This window comes from Sphaerisporangium rubeum, from assembly GCF_014207705.1.
GTDB classification, from domain to species: Bacteria; Actinomycetota; Actinomycetes; order Streptosporangiales; family Streptosporangiaceae; genus Sphaerisporangium; species Sphaerisporangium rubeum.
Window position 1 is genome coordinate 4,909,408 of the sequence record NZ_JACHIU010000001.1, and the last position, 20,128, is coordinate 4,929,535.

General features: G+C 68.5%; 8 protein-coding genes. 2 read left to right on the plus strand and 6 right to left on the minus strand.

All coding sequences use genetic code 11. From position 1 onward, the window contains the following. Nucleotides 1-157: 157 nt before the first annotated feature. Both rpoB and BJ992_RS21120 read left to right on the plus strand, forming a co-directional pair. On the plus strand, nt 158-3,613 hold the full coding sequence (gene rpoB / locus BJ992_RS21115) for a DNA-directed RNA polymerase subunit beta (RefSeq protein WP_221474914.1): 3,456 nt from the start codon (nt 158-160) through the stop codon (nt 3,611-3,613). A gap of 156 nt (nt 3,614-3,769) precedes the next feature. Beyond that, the gene (locus BJ992_RS21120; protein WP_184983635.1) at nt 3,770-4,987 is read left to right on the plus strand and encodes an exonuclease domain-containing protein; all 1,218 of its coding nucleotides are present in this window, start codon (nt 3,770-3,772) and stop codon (nt 4,985-4,987) included. A gap of 4 nt (nt 4,988-4,991) precedes the next feature. Here the strand turns inward: BJ992_RS21120 and BJ992_RS21125 are convergent, their stop codons facing one another. The 6 genes from BJ992_RS21125 to BJ992_RS21150 all read right to left on the minus strand — a co-directional run bounded on the left by BJ992_RS21125 (nt 4,992) and on the right by BJ992_RS21150 (nt 20,128). Further along, nucleotides 4,992-5,876: a phosphorothioated DNA-binding restriction endonuclease gene (locus BJ992_RS21125; protein ID WP_184988639.1), complete on the minus strand. Its 885-nt coding sequence runs from the start codon at nt 5,874-5,876 to the stop codon at nt 4,992-4,994. Between the two features lie 150 nt (nt 5,877-6,026). Continuing rightward, nucleotides 6,027-6,590, minus strand: coding sequence for a hypothetical protein (locus BJ992_RS21130; protein WP_184983636.1), 564 nt, complete (start codon nt 6,588-6,590; stop codon nt 6,027-6,029). A 49-nt stretch (nt 6,591-6,639) separates the two neighbouring features. Next, entirely contained in the window at nt 6,640-11,304 is a 4,665-nt protein-coding gene (locus tag BJ992_RS21135; protein ID WP_184983638.1) for a DEAD/DEAH box helicase, read from the minus strand. Further along, nucleotides 11,301-14,627, minus strand: a complete 3,327-nt coding sequence (locus BJ992_RS33080; protein WP_184983640.1) for a hypothetical protein — start codon at nt 14,625-14,627, stop codon at nt 11,301-11,303. The genes BJ992_RS21135 and BJ992_RS33080 overlap by 4 nt, the downstream gene beginning before the upstream one ends. Nucleotides 14,628-14,667: 40 nt before the next feature. Further along, nucleotides 14,668-16,668 (minus strand): GmrSD restriction endonuclease domain-containing protein, encoded by a 2,001-nt coding sequence (locus BJ992_RS21145; RefSeq protein WP_184983642.1) that lies wholly within the window; start codon nt 16,666-16,668, stop codon nt 14,668-14,670. A gap of 85 nt (nt 16,669-16,753) precedes the next feature. Further along, nucleotides 16,754-20,128, minus strand: coding sequence for a Swt1 family HEPN domain-containing protein (locus BJ992_RS21150; RefSeq protein ID WP_184983644.1), 3,375 nt, complete (start codon nt 20,126-20,128; stop codon nt 16,754-16,756).

A 20,128-nucleotide genomic window follows, 5' to 3' on the forward strand; every position in this document is an offset into this window, starting at 1 on the left:
TGAGGGAAATAGGTGCGCGGTAGCGTGGACAGATTAGCATGGAGCGTGTACGCTCATGCGTCCACGCTGTTTCTCTTTCTGGCGACCCCGTCTATGCGCGAGGTCGTCCGGCATGCGTGGAGTCAGTCCGCCGCCTGCCCTCGGAAGGACACACCTGTTGGCAGCCTCGCGCAATGCCGTCCGCGTTCCCGCCGGTCCCCGCCGCGTCTCGTTCGCGCGCATCCAGGAGCCGCTCGAAGTCCCCAACCTTCTCGCTCTGCAGATCGAGTCCTTCGACTGGCTGCTCGGCAACGACCGGTGGCGGGCCAGGGTCGAGGCGGCCCTTGAGGCCGGACGCCGGGACGTTCCCGCGCAGTCCGGCCTGGAAGAGGTCTTCGAGGAGATCAGTCCCATCGAGGACTTCGCCGGCACCATGTCGCTGTCGTTCCGCGACCACCGCTTCGAGCCACCCAAGTACACGGTGGACGAATGCAAGGACAAGGACATGACGTACGCCGCGCCGCTGTTCGTCACGGCCGAGTTCGTCAACAACACCACCGGTGAGATCAAGAGCCAGACGGTGTTCATGGGTGATTTCCCGCTCATGACGCGAAAAGGCTCGTTCGTCGTCAACGGCACAGAACGTGTCGTGGTGTCGCAGCTCACCCGTTCGCCGGGGGTGTACTTCGAGCGCACCACCGACAAGACCACCGACAAGGACCTGTACGGCTGCCGGATCATCCCCTCGCGGGGTGCCTGGCTGGAGTTCGAGATCGACAAGCGCGACAGCGTCGGGGTCCGCGTCGACCGCAAGCGCAAGCAGCCGGTGACGGTGCTGCTCAAGGCCCTCGGGTGGACCAACGACCAGATCCTTGAGCGTTTCGGCCGGTTCGAGTCGATGCGCGCCACCCTGGAGAAGGACCACATCACCGGCCAGGACGACGCGCTGATCGACATCTACCGCAAGCTGCGGCCCGGCGAGCCGCCGACCAAGGAGTCGGCGCAGGCCCTGCTGCAGAACCTCTTCTTCACCCCCAAGCGGTACGACCTGGCCAAGGTCGGCCGGTACAAGATCAACAAAAAGCTGGCGCTCGACGCCGCCATCACCGAGACCGTGCTCACCGAGGACGACATCGTCGCCGCGGTCGAGTACCTCGTGCGGCTGCACGCCGGAGACCAGGCGACCGAGGACCTGCCGCTTGAGGTCGACGACATCGACCACTTCGGCAACCGCCGCGTGCGCAACGTCGGCGAGCTGGTCCAGAACCAGGTACGGCTGGGCCTGGCCCGCATGGAACGCGTCGTCCGCGAGCGCATGACCACGCAGGACGTCGAGGCGATCACCCCGCAGACGCTGATCAACATCCGTCCGCTCGTGGCGTCCATGAAGGAGTTCTTCGGCACCTCGCAGCTGTCGCAGTTCATGGACCAGACCAACCCCCTGTCCGGCCTGACGCACCGGCGCCGCCTGTCCGCGCTCGGCCCCGGCGGCCTGTCGCGCGAGCGGGCCAACATGGAGATGCGTGACGTACATCCGTCCCACTACGGCCGCATGTGTCCCATCGAGACCCCCGAAGGCCCGAGCATCGGCCTCATCGGCTACCTCGCCTGCTTCGCCAGGCTCAACGCGTTCGGCTTCATCGAGACGCCGTACCGCAAGGTCGTGGACGGCAAGGTGACCGAGCAGATCGACTACCTGACCGCCGACGAGGAGGACCGGTACGTCATCGCGCAGGCCAACTCACCGCTGACCCCCGGCGGCGACTTCGCCGAGCGGCGCGTCCTGGTCCGCACCAAAGGCGGCGAGTTCGAGTACGTCCGCTCCGCCGAGGTGCACTACATGGACGTGTCGCCGCGCCAGATGGTGTCGGTCGCGACCGCCATGATCCCGTTCCTGGAGCACGACGACGCCAACCGCGCGCTCATGGGGGCCAACATGATGCGCCAGTCGGTGCCGCTGCTCAGGAGCGAGGCCCCGCTGGTCGGCACCGGCATGGAGTACCGCGCCGCCACCGACACCGGCGACGTCGTCACCGCCGCCAAGCCCGGCGTCGTCGAGGAGGTCTGCGCCGACTACATCACCGTCGCGCACGACGACGGCACCACCACGACCCACCGGCTCGCGAAGTTCAAGCACTCCAACCAGGGCACCAGCTTCAACCAGAAGCCCATCGTGCGCGAAGGCGACCGCGTCGAGACCGGCCAGGTCATCGCCGACGGCCCGTGCACCGACGACGGTGAGATGGCGCTCGGCAAGAACCTGCTGGTGGCGTTCATGCCGTGGGAGGGTCACAACTACGAGGACGCGATCATCCTGTCGCAGCGCCTGGTGCAGGACGACGTGCTGTCCTCGATCCACATCGAGGAGCACGAGGTCGACGCTCGTGACACCAAGCTCGGCCCCGAGGAGATCACGCGGGACATCCCGAACGTCTCCGAGGAGGTGCTGGCCGACCTCGACGAGCGCGGCATCATCCGCATCGGCGCCGAGGTCGTCCCCGGCGACATCCTGGTCGGCAAGGTCACCCCGAAGGGTGAGACCGAGCTGACCCCCGAGGAGCGCCTGCTGCGCGCCATCTTCGGCGAGAAGGCCCGCGAGGTCCGCGACACCTCCCTGAAGGTCCCCCACGGCCAGCAGGGCCGCGTCATCGGCGTCCGCGTCTTCTCCCGCGAGGACGGCGACGACCTGCCGCCTGGCGTGAACGACCTGGTCCGGGTCTACGTCGCACAGAAACGCAAGATCACCGAAGGCGACAAGCTGGCCGGCCGCCACGGCAACAAGGGAGTCATCTCCAAGATCCTCCCCATCGAGGACATGCCGTTCCTCGAGGACGGCACCCCCGTCGACATCATCCTCAACCCGCTAGGCGTTCCCGGCCGCATGAACGTCGGCCAGGTCCTGGAGACCCACCTCGGCTGGATCGCCTCCCGCGGCTGGGACATCTCCGGCGTCGAGTCCGCCTGGGCCGACCACCTCCGCACCAAAGGCCTCGAACGGGTCGAACCCCGCACCACCATGGCCACCCCGGTCTTCGACGGCGCACACGAAGACGAGATCATCGGCCTCCTCGACAACACCATCCCCAACCGCGACGGCGAGCGAATGGTCGCCGCCAGCGGCAAGGCCCGCCTGTTCGACGGCCGCTCCGGCGAGCCGTACCCCCACCCCATCGCCGTCGGCTACATCTACATCCTGAAACTCCTCCACCTGGTCGACGACAAGATCCACGCACGCTCCACCGGCCCCTACTCCATGATCACCCAGCAACCCCTAGGCGGTAAGGCCCAGTTCGGCGGCCAGCGCTTCGGCGAAATGGAAGTCTGGGCTTTGGAGGCCTACGGCGCCGGCTACGCACTCCAGGAACTCCTCACCATCAAGTCCGACGACGTGGCAGGCCGCGTGAAGGTCTACGAAGCCATCGTCAAAGGCGAGAACATCCCCGAACCCGGCATCCCCGAGTCCTTCAAGGTCCTCATCAAAGAGATGCAGTCCCTGTGCCTCAACGTCGAGGTCCTCAGCAGCGACGGCATGTCCATCGAGCTCCGCGACACCGACGAGGACGTCTTCCGCGCCGCCGAAGAACTCGGCATCGACCTCTCCCGCCGCGAACCGAGCAGCGTCGAGGAGATCTGACCCCGCCGACCATGGCCGTCCCGCCGGCACACGACCGGCGGGACGGCCCCCGGTCCGCGTCTCTGCGTAACGGGACAATCACACTTACGCCGTCCCGCCGCATGATCCGTATCCGCGTGCCATCTTCCGGGTGAGTCGTGGTGAGGGAGGCGGCAGATGACGAGCAGTCCGGCCGGTTACTCGGTGATCGACGTCGAGACCACGGGCTTGCGGGCCTCGTGGCATGACCGGGTCATCGAGATCGGTGTCGTGCACACCGACCTCGACGGCCGGGTGACCGGTGAATGGAGCACCCTGGTCAACCCGGAACGTGACCTCGGGCCGCAGCGCATCCACGGCATCAGTGCCGCCGACATCCGTCACGCGCCGACGTTCAAAGAGATCGCCGGTGCGGTCGCCGGGCTGCTGCGCGGCCGGGTGCCGGTGGGGCACAACCTCAGCTTCGACACCGGGTTCCTGGACGCCGAGTTCACCCGCATCGGTGTGACGACCCCCCTGCTCGGCGTCGTCGGTGTGTGCACCATGGCGGAGGCGCAGCGCTTCCTGCCACACGCGCCGCGCAACCTGGCCGGCTGCTGCGCCATCGCCGACATCCCCCTCGACGGCCACCACGACGCACTCATCGACGCACACGCCGCCGCGGCCCTCCTGCGCCACTACCTCGACCTGTCCCGCCCCCACTCCCCCTGGCCGGCCGCGCTCACCTCCTGCGCCGCCGCCGAGTGGCCGCCGTACGCCGGTGGTGACGCTCCGTGGGTACGCCGCGGTGTGTCCGCCGAACGGCAGCACCACTTCCTGGCCCGCATCCTCGACCGCGTCCCCCAGGCGGCCCAACCCGTCCAAGCCACCACGTACTTAGCTCTACTCGACCAGGTCCTCCTCGACCACCACATCTCCGCGTCCGAAGCCGACGCTCTGGTCGACCTCGCCACCACCCTCGGCCTGTGCCGAGCCGAGCTCGACCGCCTCCACCGCGACTACCTGCTCACCCTGGCCCAAGCAGCCCTCGCCGACGGCGTAGTCACTTCTGAAGAGCGCCACGAACTCGACCTCATCGCGGGCCTCCTGCACCTCCCCGCCTCAGCCACCGACGAGGCCCTGACCGAAACCGCCACCCGCACCCCTTCCGCGTCACCCCGCTTCGCCTTACGCGAGGGAGACCTCGTCGTCTTCACCGGCGAGATGACCGAAGGCCGCGAGACCTGGGAGAACCGGGCCCGCCAAGCCGGTTACGTCCCCCACGCGAACGTGACGAAAAAAGTCCGATTGGTGATCGCCGCCGACCCTGACTCCCTGTCCGGCAAAGCTCGCAAAGCCCGCGCCTACGGCATCCCCATCGTGACCCCCGAAGCGTTCACCCGGCTGCTCATCTGAACGGCTACGCGTGACGCGCCGGCGCGTGGAACACCTGCCGATCGTGCCACTCGATGTTGGCGCGATCGACCGCTCGTAGACCGGCCTGCGGCCCCCGCACCGGACGTCCCACCAGTGACAACACCATGGCCTTCGCCGCCGCGGAGTCGCCGGTGAATCGCATCGACACCGCGATCGTCCGCTCCGCGGTGACCCCCAGCACCCCCTTGTCGAGCAACTTGTGGTGTATGGCACACAGACACAACCCATTGGCGAGCTCATCAGCCCCTTCGAAAGCCCACCACCGCACATGCGCCGCGTCCAACCCCACCACCGCTCCCCCGAGCCGGCCGTCGTACTCACAGAAAGCACACCGGTACTCGTACGCCATGAGCACCTGATCCCGGAACTCAGCCCCCCGCCGCACTCTCGCCGTTCTCCTCGGCACCAGCTCCACACCGTCCAGTTCGAGACCCACGAACCGGCAGATGTCCGGATGTAACGACGGCGCGAAGTTCGCGTCGAGCAACTGCCGCGCGAGCCGCACCACAAGCTGCGAGTCGTCCGTCAGAGCCCGCAGCAAGTCGGGGTGCAACCGTCCCACCGCCTGCGACTCCCGTAACCGTCCAAGTCCCGACCCCGGGCTACCCGCTCCATTCACCGTGTCCACCAGCCACACCCCGTCGCTGGTCAGATGGTGGAACGGATACCCCGGACTGGTCTCACGCGGCGGCCCGAACTCCTTGAGCAGGTGCCGCAGATCCGCTTCCGCCGCACTGAACGCGATCGGCTCCCCACCGCGCCGCTGGAAACACCCGAGCGCGTACAGCAAGAGCAGCGGCTTGTGCGGCGCACGCTCCCCATCCCGAACCCACCGCCGGATCCCCGCGACCCGCTCCACCCAGTCCATGACCGACGAGCCTAGGCGCACGCCGGACGGTCCGGCAGTCGAGGGCAGAGTCGCGTGGCTGAACAGATACCGGTGCTCGTCGGCGAGCGCCACCAGACGCGCCTCGAAGCCGGATAAACACTTTCTCTGATCGGTCAGCACCCATTCTCTTCAACCGCGACGAATAAAGAGCTTCTTCGCGTTATCGGCGTTCATGTTCGCCTTGGCCCAGGCCATGTGCGCCTTGATGATCGGCCGCACTTTGTCGGCACGTCTGCGCTGAACATGGTCGAGAATACTTATCGCGGTACCGCACAGGCCGAGCACGCGCGCGTACTTGTTCTCCCGTCTGGCCCTCCCGATCTGTTCCAGCAACCGATTCAGCTGCAGGTCCGGACTTTTCGACGAAGTCGACGGATCTGGCGGCGTGACAGGTGCGGAACGGCCGCGTTTCGTGGGAGACGCTTTCCGGGCAGGGGTGACGGGCTGGCGCTTCGCGGATGACTTCTGCTTACTCGGACCGTTCGTACGCGTCGTCGGCGCGGCACCGTAAAGTTGCTCCTTGAGTGACTGCCGGAAATCTCGGTAGTCGTCGCGGGCCTCCGGATCGCCTCCGAAACCGGAGTGACCCAGTAACTCCACGTCCTTGAGCATGGCCTCTTCCAGCCGATGCTCAGTGGCGGCAACCGCCATCATGACTTCCCGCTTCGATCTGTCCCAGTTCAAGCCTGCCAACGGATACTCCAAGCATTCCTAGCCGAAATCAGCGCCAAGACATACAGAGTCAACGACGATCAGCCACAAGCCCACCGCCCTCCATCAAAGGCCGCAGGGTGCCGATAGCGTCCGCGCGGCTGAGGACTTCGTGGTGGGACTGGTTGTGGAAGCTGCGGAGGCAGCCGTAGCAGGAGGTTTCCTCGCCGCAGTCGCAGTCAGTGACACGACGGTAGGCGGCCTGGACGACGCCGTCGAGGGCTCGGGCTATGCGGAGGACGCTGCCGGCGCCGCCAGGGACGGCGTCGAAGAGGATGAGGCTGAGTTGGCCGCCTGGACGGGAGTACAGGGTGCCGCCTATGTCGTCGCGGCTCAGTTCGAGGCGTTCAGCGGCGCCTTCGAGGAGTGCGTAGAGGACGGAGTAGCAGCTTTCGGGGGTGGCGGACAGGGGGAGGGCCAGGTGGTTGAAGGTCAAGTCGAGGAGGTCGGTTTCGTAGGGGTGGGCCAGAGATCTGCGGCGGAGGCGGCCGGCGCAGTCGGTGCCTCTCAGGAGGTGGGGGTGGGACTTGGGGGTACGGCTGGTCGTGGGGACTCCAGCGCCGCAGAAGTCGCAGATGAGGAAGCCGCTTCCACCGGGGCCTTCGGAGAGGGCGATCAGGCGGCCGCGGGTTCCGGCACGGCTGTGGATCATCGCGCCAGAGGCCGTCCGCCACATGGTTTCCTCGACTTCGGCGGCCAGGGACAGCACGTGCGTGGCGCCGTTCCAGCTGCGCTTGGGGGGTGTAGTGCTGGTTTTGGCGGGGTTGGATTCCGCGACGAAGCCGAACTCGGGGACGTAGTACTGACGTGGCGCGTTGCGTGCGAAGGTCGCGCAGGACGGACAGACGGCGTCGAGTCGTTCGTCGCCTTCCCAGTAGTGGCGGCAGTGTTCACAGATGAGGTAGTGCCTGCCGACCAGTTCGCGGTCGGGTACGCGGTAGACGCCGCCGGAGCGCCAGAGCAGGCCGCCGGCCACGACTTCCGAGCCTGGCGCGTACTCGTAGATGGCCGCGGACAGGTCGCGGGTGAGTTCCAGCTTCGCGCCGACCGGTTCACCGGAGTAGACGGTACGCAGTTCGACCGTGTCGACGGGGAAGCCGTACTTGGGGAGCACGTTGCGGTTGGCCAGGTAGCCGAGCAGGTTGCGCCTCGTCAGGGTGTTGATCGTCTTGGCATACCTGAGGCTCAGGAAGTCCTTACCGGCTTTGTACGCCTCCTCGCGACGCTCCTTGAAGATCTCCACGTCCTGCGCGAGTTGCTGCCTGATCTCCTCCAGCAGTTCGCACAAGGTGTCGACCCACACACCAGTGCTCAGCCCGATCTCCTGCTGTACATCTGGTGGTAGCACGCGCCGCAGGGATTCCATGACGTCCACGGGTACCGGTGTCAAGAAAGTGGGGACCCGGGACGCGGGTACGTCGCCGTCGTCTGCGAGGAAGAACTCTCCAGCGGTCGACCAGGTGGCACCTGTGGTGTTCTTCTCGTGTCGCCAGAACGCGGCCAGCGCGATGGAGTGCGCGTGCCGCCGGTCGATGCGCTCGTTGCCGAGTGGCACGTACGGAGCGCGCACCTCGCCGGCGATCATGGAGATCGGGTCCTGGTAGCGGGACAGGTCGTGCGATCGCCGCTGCGCGTAGGTCACCACGAGCGCGGCGGAGTCGGTGCGGCGGCCCGCGCGGCCGGCGCGCTGGACGTAGTTGGCCGTGGTCGGCGGCATGTTGCGCAGGACCACGGACTGCAGTTCGCCGACGTCCACGCCGAGTTCGAATGTGGTGGAGCAGGACAGGACGTTGACGTCGCCTCGCAGGAACCGCTGCTGGATGTCGGCGGCCTCCATGCTCGTCCACTGCGCGGTGTGCTCCTTCGCGACGAGCGGCACGGGGGTCATCGACCGGTAGACGGACCGGTAGTGGTTGTCGTCCTGCTCGGCCGGCGGAACGGTGAACGGCTCAAGGGCCCCCTGACAGCCGAGTGTCGGACAGACACCACGGACCGAGACGGCGGTGATCCGGCGGCACAGGTCACACCGGTGCAGGGGACGGTCAGGTCCGACCGGCGCGAGCCGGAGCCACGTGTGGTCGACCTGGCGCAGTGTGCCGAGGAGGCGGACGCTCTCGGTCAGCAGCCAGCCTTCGCGTGGCTTGAGGATCATGGCCCAGCAGCCGCGCAGGACGTCCTTGGGGTCGGCCGGCGAGCCGAGTCTGGCGAGGATCCGGCTCACGTAGTCCAGCCGCCGGTTGGCGCCGCGGGTCGGCAGCCAGCTCAGCACCTTCTTCTTGGGTTCGGCACCGTCCTCGCGCAGGTAGATGGGGCCGCGACGCGGGTCGAACGCCTCGTCGCGGGGGTCGACGTCGTCCGGCATGGACAGCACGCCTTGCTGCCGTACGGTGCGGAGCAGTTCGCCGGCCAGTGTCCAGATCTCCTCGTCGGACAGCCCCAGTGACCGCAGGCCCGCCGGTACGGCCCAGCGCGGCTCGCGGTCAAGGCCGACGCGCATGAGCCCGAGTCCTTCCAGGGACTGCCGGTCGTCCATGGCGACGAGTTCCTGCATGATCCACAGGCCCACCACCCGTTGGCGTTCCTGCTTGGACATGCGGCGGGTGAACACATGAGCACGGTTCGCGGCCTTGGCCACGTGGTGGGTGAGGTCGGTGACGCTCACCCCTTCGTCGTCCTCGTCGTCGCGGGTGGCCGCTTGGAGACCTTCGAGGATCAGGCGCCGGTGCTGGACGCCGGCGTAGCTGGACTCGAGGTACGGAGCGAAGAACGCGGCGGCCTGGCGGCTGTCGCTGAACGACAACAGCTTGCGTCCCTCCCCCGGCTGGTCGGCCAGCTCGTCGTCACCCGCGGGTGGCAACGCCTGGTAGAGCGCGGTGGCGAGTACGGCCACCGCGGCGTCGTTGCCGCTCTCGAACTGCCGCACGGTCGCCGCGCCGCGCGCGCCGCAGGCGACACAACCGGACGGGGAGTCCTGCCGGGTGTTGAGCCGCCGGACCGGCCACAGGGTCGTCCCGGTGCATCCGCTGTGTCCGCACACCACGCGCGGCGAGTGGTGCAGCCCTCCGCAGGCCACACACAGGTACGCCTCGTCGCCGGTGAGGGCCGGCACGTCCTCCAGGTCGTCGTCCTCGTCGGTCAGGACCGGAGCGTCGCCAAGAAGCAACCAGACCCGTTGCTCGGCGCGTTTGATCCGGGGAGCGAAGACGTACTGGCCGTCCTGCGCGCGCACGGCACCGAGCAGGTGGACGGCTCCGCACCGTTTGCAGGCGCCGAACTCGAACATCGCGCCGTCGCACGTCTGGCAGAGCTCGTGACGTCCGAGAGACACGTGCGGGCCGGTTTCGGTCAGGCAGGTGAAGGCCCCCTCGGTGGCCCGTGCGAACAAGTGGTAGCGAGCCGAGAGAACAGGCGAGCCGGCCGTGTCCTTGACCTTGCTACCGATGGCGACCAGTGCGGCCAGCGCCTCCTCCGGCCGCTCGCGCGGGTCGAACAGCAGCCGTGCCAGGTTCGCGAACGGCTCAGGCCCGGCCGCGAGACGCCTGCGCAGCTCGGCCATGCTCTGTTCGTGAGCCAGCGCGGTCGCCGCGTCGTCGGCGGCGAAGCCCCGTTCTTTGGCCAGCACGAGGATCTCGGCTCCGGGGTCGTCGAGCCGGCCCAGCGCGAGGTAGGCGTCGGCGGACAGCGGACCCCAGAACGGCCCCTGCGGCATCGACACGCGTGTCGCACGGACCAGGTCCTGCCGGGACGCGTCCTCGGGGACCCATTCGAAGGGGACGTCGAACAGCCGGGTCGCGAAGTCCGTCACGGCCGTCGGGTCGTCGCCGACCGTGGCGCTGGTGGCGATGCACTGGAGCGGCCGGTCCGGCGCGACCCGGTCGTGCAGGCGGCGCAGCAGCATCGCCAGCTCGGCGGCCTTGGCGCCGTCGTAGACGTGGGCCTCGTCGAGCGCGACGAACCGCCACTCGCGCTGCTCGAACAGATGCAGGTCGTCCGGCCGGAGCAGCAGGTACTCCAGCATGGCGTAGTTGGTGAGCAGCAGGTGCGGCGGGTTGTTCCGCATCTCCTCACGGCTCAGCAGTTCGTTCGGCAGGCGCCGCTGCCCCGGGTTGAGTGCCTCGAAGGTGTCCGCGCCTTCCCTGGCGCTCGTCGGCGTGTCCCCGGTGTACCGGCCGAAGGTGATCTGCGGGACATTGGCCAGCAGTCGGCGCAGACGCTTGAGCTGGTCGTTGGCCAGCGCGTTCATCGGGTACAAAAGCAGCGCGCGCACGCCGGGCCCGAGTTCGCCGCGCGCGTGCTCGGCGGCGAGAGAGCCGAGGATCGGCAGCAGGAAACTCTCGGTCTTGCCGGACCCGGTGCCGGTGGCGACGACGAGGTTGCGTCCCTTCGTCGCCTTCCGCAGCGCGTTCTCCTGGTGCTTGTACAGCGGCCGGTCCACCGGCAGGTCAGGACCGGTGAGCGTGCGGAACTCCGGGCCGAGCACCCCTTCGTCGATGAGCTGACCGAGCGTGGCCCCGGTCCGGTACGGCGGGGTCGCCTCCAGCAGCGGCCCCTTGGTGAGCATGGTGCTGCGGGTGATCTCCTCGGCGAGCGCGGCGGCGATGCGCGGTTCTCGTACCGGAAGCAGGGACCGCAGGTACCGCCGGTAGGTGCCGGTGATCAGCGTGCTGGTGGCGAGCGCGTCGAGCGTTGTGCTCACTTGTCCTCCGAGGCGTGTGCGGCGACGAGCAGTTCGGCCAGCACGAGGTCGATGGCGACGAGGTCGGGGGCCGCGGCGGCGAGCCAGGCCCAGTCCGTGCGGAGCAACTGCTCGGCGGACCGGCACTCCGCGTCGCCGCGTGCCGCGAGCCGCGCGACGCACGCCAGCGCGATCGAGGCGGCAGGCAGCGCGTACCAGCCGCCGAGTCCTTCGGGGTTCTCCCGCCGCCGGATCTGCTCGGCCAGCCTGGGGTGCTTCGCGACGAGGCGGTGCGCCGTCCTGACGATCTGGGACGACGTACGTCCGACGGTCGCCGCCGCGGCCACGACACGTGCGTCGAACAGCCTGCGTGCGGCCACGAGCCGGGTGTCGGGGTCGAGCAGAGCCTTCGGGATGACGTTGGCGGCCCGCCAGATGCCTTCCAGTTGCTCGTCGGTCATCAGCTTCATGCGCTTCACCTCGGGACCGAACCGTCCCACGGTGGCGTGCGGATCGGCCCCGTCCCGCCAGATCGCCGTCAGGTCGTCCCCGCACTGCCGTTCGGCCGACTCCAGGCAGTCGGGGTCGTCCAGCCCGGTGAGCAGGAGCGCCGCCGCCGGCATCACAGGCCAGGCCGCCAGGGCCGTCTCCGCGTGCTCCGGCCCGGGTACGGCCGTGGCCGCGAGGCCCGAGGTGACGAGCAGCGACGTCATCCGGTCGGCGGGTAACCCGAGGTCGATCAGCCGGGCCAGGGCTTCTGCGGGCCGTTCCCGCAGGGGACGGCAGCACCGCTCGACCAGCCTGCGGACGTCGGACGGCACGGCGAGCTTGCCTGCGAGTTCGACGATCCACCAGAGCCTGCCGAGGTCGGTGACCCTCTCGGGGAACGGCCCGGCGTCCGCGAGGAACCGGGACAGCGCGGTCTCCTCGGGGTCGTCGGCGCGCACGTACCCGTCCGCTCCCGCCACCATGAACCGATCGGGCCAGCGGGGCCATTCGTTGAACGTCCACGGGTCCTCGATCTGCAGGACGACCAGCAGCGGACCCGCGTCACACAGGTCCGGCGGCAGCACGACCGTGCCCTCGTGCACCGGCGCCTCGGCGGGTTCGCGCCACGGCGCACGGAGCGCGTAGACCGCGGCGGCGAGCCCTTCGACGTCCGCCGGGTCCCGCAGCACGAGCCGGTCGCCGTCGTGCGTCACCCCCGTCGCGAGCTGGCGGGGACGGACGAACGCCAGCGGTGTGAACATCGCGCCGGAGCCGAAGGACAGATCGGCGTACTTGTGCTCCTCGATCGTCCCGCTCATCCTGGCCAGCTCGTAGCGCGCGACACCGTCCCGGGCCTGGCCGCCGGGTTCCACCTCCTGCACGACACGGCCACCGACCACGACCTGGACGGCGGGAAGCGACCCGGCTCCCGGCACGCGCACCAGCAGCGTCCCCGGGTCGTCGGCGAAGGACTCGGTGGCCATCCGCAGCGGCCCGGCGAGCCAGGCCGACGACTGAGTCGTGCGCTGCCTGAGCACCTGGACGTGCGGCGGGGTGACGACGAGCGGCTCCGACTCACCGTCCGCGCGGAACTCCACGACCTGCGAGAGTTCGTGGCTCGCGAACGACAACCGCGCGGGATGCGCCTGGCCGCCGGCTCCGGCCTTGAGTTCCGCGCGGGCCGTGACCAGTCCGGTGGGGGTGAACAGGCGGTGGACGGGGCTGTAGTCCACGCTCAGGCCCTCGGCCAGGAACACCGTGCGGACCGTGCCCCGTCCGAGCGGTCCGCGGACGACGATGTCGAACCCGCCGAGGAGAGGCCGAGGCGCATCGGACCACAGGTCGGTGACCGTCGTGGGCTCCTGGACGGTGAGGGTGCGCGACACGACCGTCCCGCCGGTGGCGCTGCGGCGTACGTCGACCATCCAGGTGGTGTCCGCGCCTGCCTGTCCGGGAAGCCACAGGTCCGGCGGCCGGGACAGGACGCTGGACCCGTACGGCGTGGCGACGCCGGTCACCGGGTCGCCGGTGACGATCCTCGGCCGCGCGTAGCCGCGCACGGGCCGTTGACTTCCCGGCACACCGTCGAGACCTAGGGAGCGCGCGCCTTCCAGGGAGATCTGCCGCAGCCGCCAGCCGTTCCAGCCGAGCGGCAGTTCCCCCTCTACGACGACCCGCAGTTTCCCCTCGGCGTTCAGGTCGTGCTCCTCGGGGTGTACCACCCACACGGCGTCCGGCGGAAGCGGCAGGTTGTCGGCGAGGCGCCTGCCGTCCTCGGAGAAGACCAGCATCGGCGACTTCGGGTCCACGACGGACCGTTCCACGCGGTGGTGCCAGCCCGCGAGCGAGACGGCGACGCTCAGCACCGGCTTCGGCAGGGGGTACGTGGTGGACGGCGCGGCCTCGGCGACACCGACCCACTGCGCGCGACTGCGGACGGTCGCGGTCATCCCGTCGGCCGTCACATGCCACACCGCCAGCCCGTCCGGGGTGTCCCCCACGGCCGGCAGGACGACCTCGACGCCACGGCCGTACGGGTCGAGCGCGATGCGCGGCTGCTCCCAGCGGCGCTGGCCGGGGACGCGCGATGCCGCGCGTGCGGTGAGGTCCAGCTTGCCTTCTGCGGACAGGTCGAGCGCCTTCTTCAGGACGCGTTCCGGCAGACCGACGGCGTCGATGTCGGAGGCGGTGCCGTCCAGCCGGTCGAGGAGGTCGAAGGTGCGCTCGACGAAGTCGTACGCGTACTCGGTGCCGTGCTGCAGGAACCGCCGAACCGGAACGTCGAGGACGTCGATGCGATGCTCACGTCCGGTGGCGGTGGCCCAGGCGAGGAAGCCTTCGGCGTCCAGGCCCGGGTCCTGTGTACGGCGCTGGAGCAGGAGCCGGAAGTAGTCCTCAAGGCAGAACGTCGGAATGCCGGTGTGCATGAGGATCGGGCCAAGGTACGGCGTCGGCATGCCGGGAAAGGTCGGCATGCCGAGCGAGTCGACCGCGACGGCGAATCCCTTGCCCCAGATGGTCTGTTCCTCAGGCAGTGCTCTGTGCCTGACTTTCGTCCAGAGCATCGGCCAGAAGGTGCCGTGTTGGTAGGACCGTGCGGCGACGCCGGTCATCGCGACGGCGAAGCAGGCCGGCCACCGCATGAACAAGTCCTCAGGCCGGCGTCTGCCGGCGACCCACTTGGCATACAGCGGCCCAAGCACGCCGGCAACCTGCTCGCTGTACGCGTCCGGCACCTCGACCTCGGCGACCAGCGAACAGCCACGCAGGCGCTTGGCCCATGCTCGTTCCCGAATGTCCAGCAGCTCGGTCGCGCTCACTTTCCTGGCGGGTGTGCCACCGTTGTTGCCTGTCATCTCACCTGCCGCGCTCAGAACCGGTCGCATGTCGATCCGTTCATTCGATGCTCGTCACGGGGAACGGTGTCCGCTCGCCGTCCCATGGCCGCGGCGGGATCACCGGACACTGGGACAGCGGCTGAGCGTCGGCCTTCTCGCGTTCCAGCGTCTTGCGCCAGGCGTCGATCGTGCCGGTGGCCAGGAAGGGGCCGATGGGGATCGTCAGCGTGTCGCTCTCCACCCGGACCGGCAGCACCTCGCCGGCGATCTCGAGGTCGCTGTCGAGCCCGCCGTCGGCGGCTTCGACGGCGGATTCCAGTTCGGCGAAGCCGAAGGTCCCCTCCCACTCGACGCCGTGGCCCTTGGCCTTGACCACCACACGGCCGGTGTCCCAGGAGCTCTGGTAGAGCACGAGCTCCAGCGAACTGCCGGCGAGCGGGTCGGCGACCGCCGCGGTCTCGTCGAGCCACGCGGGCCGGTAGCGGTCGAGCAGCTTCGTCATCGCCTCGGCGAGGAGTGCGCGCCGCGCGTTCAGGAAGTCCCGGTAGGCGTCGGCGTGCCGCAGCGGCTCGTCGTACGGCACGAAGTGCGCGGCCAGCTCCTGCTCGGTCAGCGGGGGAAGGCCCGGGTCCACGAAGTACAGGCTCGGTGACCGATCGCTGATCTTGCGGTTGGCCTTGGCCGAGATGAAGGCCAGGTTGGCGAGATCGTTGATCTCGGTCTTGCTGTACCCGTTGCCGTGGCTCTTGAGGGTGGCCTGGGGATGGATGTGGTGGTACTCGATCTTCTGTCCGGCTTCGGCGGTCGCGGAGATCTCCGTCGAGTACCACCAGTCCCGCGCACCGGCGTTCTTGGCGACGAGGAAGCTGAGGAAGAAGTACGGGCTGCCGACCGTACGACCCACGAGGTCCTGCGGCGTCACCTCCAGATGCGCGCCGCGCACACCCAGGTTGCCGAGCAGTTGCCGAACAGGCTCGTCCCCTCGCGCGGCGGGGATGTCCTGGCCGAGCCGCGTGTCGGTCGAACCGCTGTAACGGTTGCGGAGGTTCGCGAGGAGGAACCAGTAGAGGATGCCGTTGGCCGTCTCCTGGTCCAAGGGGACGTCAGGCCGTTCACCGAGCAGGACGATGAGCGGAAGCAGCGCGATGTGGGACGAGATCAGGTTGCTGTTGGTGACCCGCAGGTTCTGCTGCAGCAACGGGATCAGGTGCCGCAGGCCACGCTGGACAGTGGCCCATCCCCGTTCCAGTTCCTCGTCGCTTGCCGCGACGAGCCGGCCGTGGGACCACGTGGACAGGCCCCGGCCGAGGACGGTGCCGGTAAGCGCGCGGGTGAGGAAGGGGATGTCGAGGTCCTGGTAGTGCCTCTGGGCCCAGTACGCGGCCTCGTCCTCCAGCTTGCCGAGGATGCCGTTCCAGCGCGCGGACAAGGTGGCCAGCGCCAGGTCACTGGTCTTGAGCGGCCGTCCGCTGTTGACCCGTACGAAGATCTGCGCGATCTCGTCGTACGGGTACTCGGTCAGGACCTCCATATGGAACGGCCGGCTCCGGATCGCGGCCAGTTGTCCCAGTCGTTCGCCGATCAGGTCTGGGTCGAGCGAAGGAACGGCGGCGTGGATCCTGGTCACCAGAGGGAACTGCTTCGCACCAGGACGCGCCACCTCATATACCTTGATCCAACGGGGGTCCTTGGCCGTGGCCGCGCTCTGGTTCTGGAACGCCTCGGTCTCGACGTTGAAGACGATCTGTGCCTCGATATGGTCGTTCAGGACGCGGTGGAGTGACGTGAGGCGTTGCTGTCCGTCGAGCAGGTAGAGCGGCTGCACCGCCGACCGCGCCTGTGCCGTGCCGATGGCGATACCCCGCGTCGTCGGGATCTCGTCGGTACGCCAGAACAGCAGAGACCCGGTCGGGTAGCCCCGGTACAGCGACTCGATGAGCTTGGCGACCTGCGTGGGTTTCCATACGTATCCACGCTGGATCTCCGGCAGCTTGATGTCGCCGCTGGTGATCTGACCCACGAGGGTCTGGATGTCCTTCTCTGCCTTCTCAACCGGCATACCAACTCCGTGCGATCAGGGAACCATGGGAATGTCGCGCGAGTGACCGCTCCACCTCCGCTGTGACGGCGGAGCGGTCACCGGATCACCGGTCCTCGAACCCGGCCTGGTCGAACTTCAGGACGCGAGCGTTCTCCGAGACGATCCGGATCTTGTCCTCCGGGAAGCCGTCAGGCCTGCGTGCGCTGATGTCGACGGTGATCTCCAGCTCGGCCCCCTCCACCGCGGCCAGATGCTGGATCACCTCCTGAGCGATCTTGGTGAAGCTCTTCTGGTAGAACTCGGGGTCGAGCTTGACGGCGCCGAAGAACCGGATGTTCTTCGGACCCGCCGGCGGCTCGTCCGGGGGAACGACCACGCCGGTCGTCCCCGTGGCCGAGCCCGCGCCACCGGTCACGACCGGGACGTCAACCCCCTGCGCCTTGAGCGCGGCGGCCGCCGCCGCCTCGGCGGCGGACCGCAGCTCGGCCTCGCGTTGCGCGATCGCCAGGTCGGGACGTACCAGGAGCGTGCCGTCGGTGATCTGGCCGAAGTCGTCCTTCGGCGGAACAGCGAGCCCGTCGAACCGCTGTCCGTCGTAGGCGGTGGCGAGCGCGAACCCGGTACGTTCCCAGACAAACTCGTCCAGCCCCGCGATGATGCCGTCGTCGAGCACCCTCCGGTCCCTTAGCCTCGGCAGGTACGGGTAACGGCAGTAGTAACCCCACAGCTCTTCCACGGAGATGTGGCCGCGTTTGCTCCAGATGCTGCCGAGCTCCCGGTCGAGGTTCCCCCGGATGACGGACGCCGCCTGGATGACACGAAGCGCGTCACGCTGCCGCAGCTTGGCGCTCACCCGCTCGGCCAGCCGCTCCTTGCCGCCGTCGGCCTTCTCCACCTGCCACGTGATGTGACCGCCGGGCTGCTGGTCGGGGACGAAGGCCCAGTAGTACGTCTCACGGATCCGCAGGTCGACGGCCTGCTTGGCGTTGACGAGCCGCGTCTCCACCTGCCTGATCTGCTGGACCGACAGGTCCAGCTCCTCCTTGCGGCCGGAGATGCTCTCCCAGGCCAGGTACTCGCGCACCGCCTCGGACAGCTCCTCCATGCGCCGCGCGTCCCCGGCCAGGAAGACCAGCATGTTCCGGTTGATCCGCTGCGACGTGGCTCGCTTGTCCAGCATCTCCTGCGCCAGCGACCGCGCCGAGGACTTGTCGTCCCCCTTGGCGTGCACGACCTTCGGATGCAGGATGACCAGCCGCGCGTCACCGGTGTCCGGCACCTCGGAGCTGTCGTCGGTGACGTGCACGGCCGCGAAGTCGCCGCGCATGCGCAGTTCGTGGTTCCGCAGCCGCTTGACGATCTCGGCCCACACGTCTTCGGGGTACAGCCGTTCGGCATAGTCCTTCGCCGTGCGGGTCACCGACGCCTGGGTGTCGAACCAGTACCGAGCGCCGTCCACGTACAGGAACGTGGCCCGGTCGGTCAGCATGTGCAGCGCGGAGCCGAAGTTGCCGACGACGTCACCGGGGATGGCGACACCGGCCCAGATGTTCTGCTGCTCGATACCTTTGTGCGGCTTCTTCAGCGTAGGAGCGGCGCCGAGGAAGATCGTCCGGGCCAGTCTGCGGGTGAGGGCCCGCCGGCCGAAGACGTTGCGCTCCTTGTCGACCTGGACCGGTGTCGAGGTGTCGCCGTCGATGTCGGTGTCGATGACCGCCTTCCAGCGGTCCTCGAGGTACTGGTCCACCTCGCTCACCACAACAGCTTCGTTCAACGGTACCGAACCCGGCATGATCAGCGGGTCGGCCACCTGCGCGTGCCACAGCTTGTGGATCACCATGCTCATCAGCCGCAGGACGCCACGGGTGCGCTGGAAGCGGTCGAGCGTCGACCAGTCCTCGTACAGCCGGTCGAACAGCTCGGGGTGGATCGGGTAGGCGTCCCTGATCCGCTGCTCGTAGCTGGTCTCGGAGCACTCGCGGGGGAACTCCCCCTTGTGGTCGTTGTAGAACTTCCAGAACTGCTTGGCGATCGCGGCGATCTCGGCCTTGGCCCTGGCGTCCGGTTCCTGGAACAGGCGGCGGCGCACGATTTCGAACGACTCGTGGGCCCGCGCGGGCTGCCACTGGCGCGCGACGCGGCGGATCACGTTCTGCAGGCGGTCCAGCGCGGCCCGGCCGTTGACCCCGCCGACCTCCAGCGCACTCCCCATGATCGCGTCCTCGGTCTCGCCGGGGCTGGACGCGGGGATCGAGACGACGAGCAGCGCTCCTGGCACGGCCTTGACGGCTTCTGTGATGGTCTGCGCGAACGTGAACTGCGTGTCGAACGTCCCGGCGCCGAGGTCCTCGCGGCCGTAGAGCTGGCGTGCGTACGCGACCCACTCGTCGATGAGGATGAGGCACGGCGAGTACGCCGCCACCAGCGCGCGGAGCGCGTCACCCGGGTTGGTGCGGGCCTCGTCGGCCTGCCGGACGATCTCGTACGCCTTGCGGCCACCGAGCTGCCAGGCCAGCTCACCCCAGAGTGTGTGCACCCGGGTGCCGTCGTCCTTGAGCTTGCCGGCGGCCGGGTCGATGTGGTTGCCGACCAGGGCCGCGCGGCACACCTGACTGCCGACGGCACTCGCGTCGGCGTCGGCGAAGAGGTCCACGACCTCCTGGGGGAACTGGTGCAGCGGAGTGCCGGAGAAGATGTGCCACAGGGCCAGCATCGAGTGGGTCTTGCCGCCGCCGAAGTTGGTCTGCAGGTTCCAGACCGGCGTGGCACTGGGGTCCTTGCCGACCCGGGCCACCGCCTTCTGCAGCAGGTCCTTCAGACCGTCGGTCAGGTAGGTGCGGCGGAAGAACTGGATCGGGTTGGAGTACTCCTCGCTGGTGCTCTCCCCGATCGACACCATGTGCAGGTCGGCCGCGAACTCGGCCGCCTCCAGCTTGCCGGCCTGGACGTCCGGGTGCGGGGCGATGATGTCGCGCCACGGTTTGAGACCATTGGCCTCGATACTCGGTAACGAGGTGACGGAGTGCGCGGCCTTGCGCGCCTCGCTGTCGTACAGGCTGCGCTGGTGATCCAGGCGTAACTTGCGCACCTCGTCGGCCCGGTCCATGGCACCGACCGCGACCAGCAGCCGCTCCATGGTGTCGAGCGCACGGTAGGTGTCGTCACCGGAGAACGGCTCGGTGTGGGCCCACTTGTTGCCAACTTCCTTCAGTTCGCCGGCGAAGTTCTGCTCCACCCGGGAAAGCCGATCCTTGAAGACCCGCCACTCCTCCACGATGACCCGAAGCAGGAACCGCACGTCGGTCTTGCTGTACGTCCTGTTCGTACCGTGCTTGGCCGCGTCCCGCGTTTCAAGGACCTTCACCCAGTCCTTGCCACCCGGGGTGGCCATGTCCATCATCATGTCGACGAACGGCAGCAACCCAGCCCCGAGCAGCTCGAGCCCCCGGTCGATCCTGTCCCTGTTGCTCAAAGCCAT

What these genes read in the sequence shown, in the direction of transcription:
- BJ992_RS21150 (WP_184983644.1), bottom strand. Translation starts at nt 20,128, where the DNA reads ATGGCTTTGAGCAACAGGGACAGGATCGACCGGGGGCTCGAGCTGCTC.
- BJ992_RS21145 (WP_184983642.1), bottom strand. Translation starts at nt 16,668, where the DNA reads ATGCCGGTTGAGAAGGCAGAGAAGGACATCCAGACCCTCGTGGGTCAG.
- BJ992_RS21125 (WP_184988639.1), bottom strand. Translation starts at nt 5,876, where the DNA reads ATGGACTGGGTGGAGCGGGTCGCGGGGATCCGGCGGTGGGTTCGGGAT.
- BJ992_RS33080 (WP_184983640.1), bottom strand. Translation starts at nt 14,627, where the DNA reads ATGACAGGCAACAACGGTGGCACACCCGCCAGGAAAGTGAGCGCGACC.
- BJ992_RS21120 (WP_184983635.1), top strand. Translation starts at nt 3,770, where the DNA reads ATGACGAGCAGTCCGGCCGGTTACTCGGTGATCGACGTCGAGACCACG.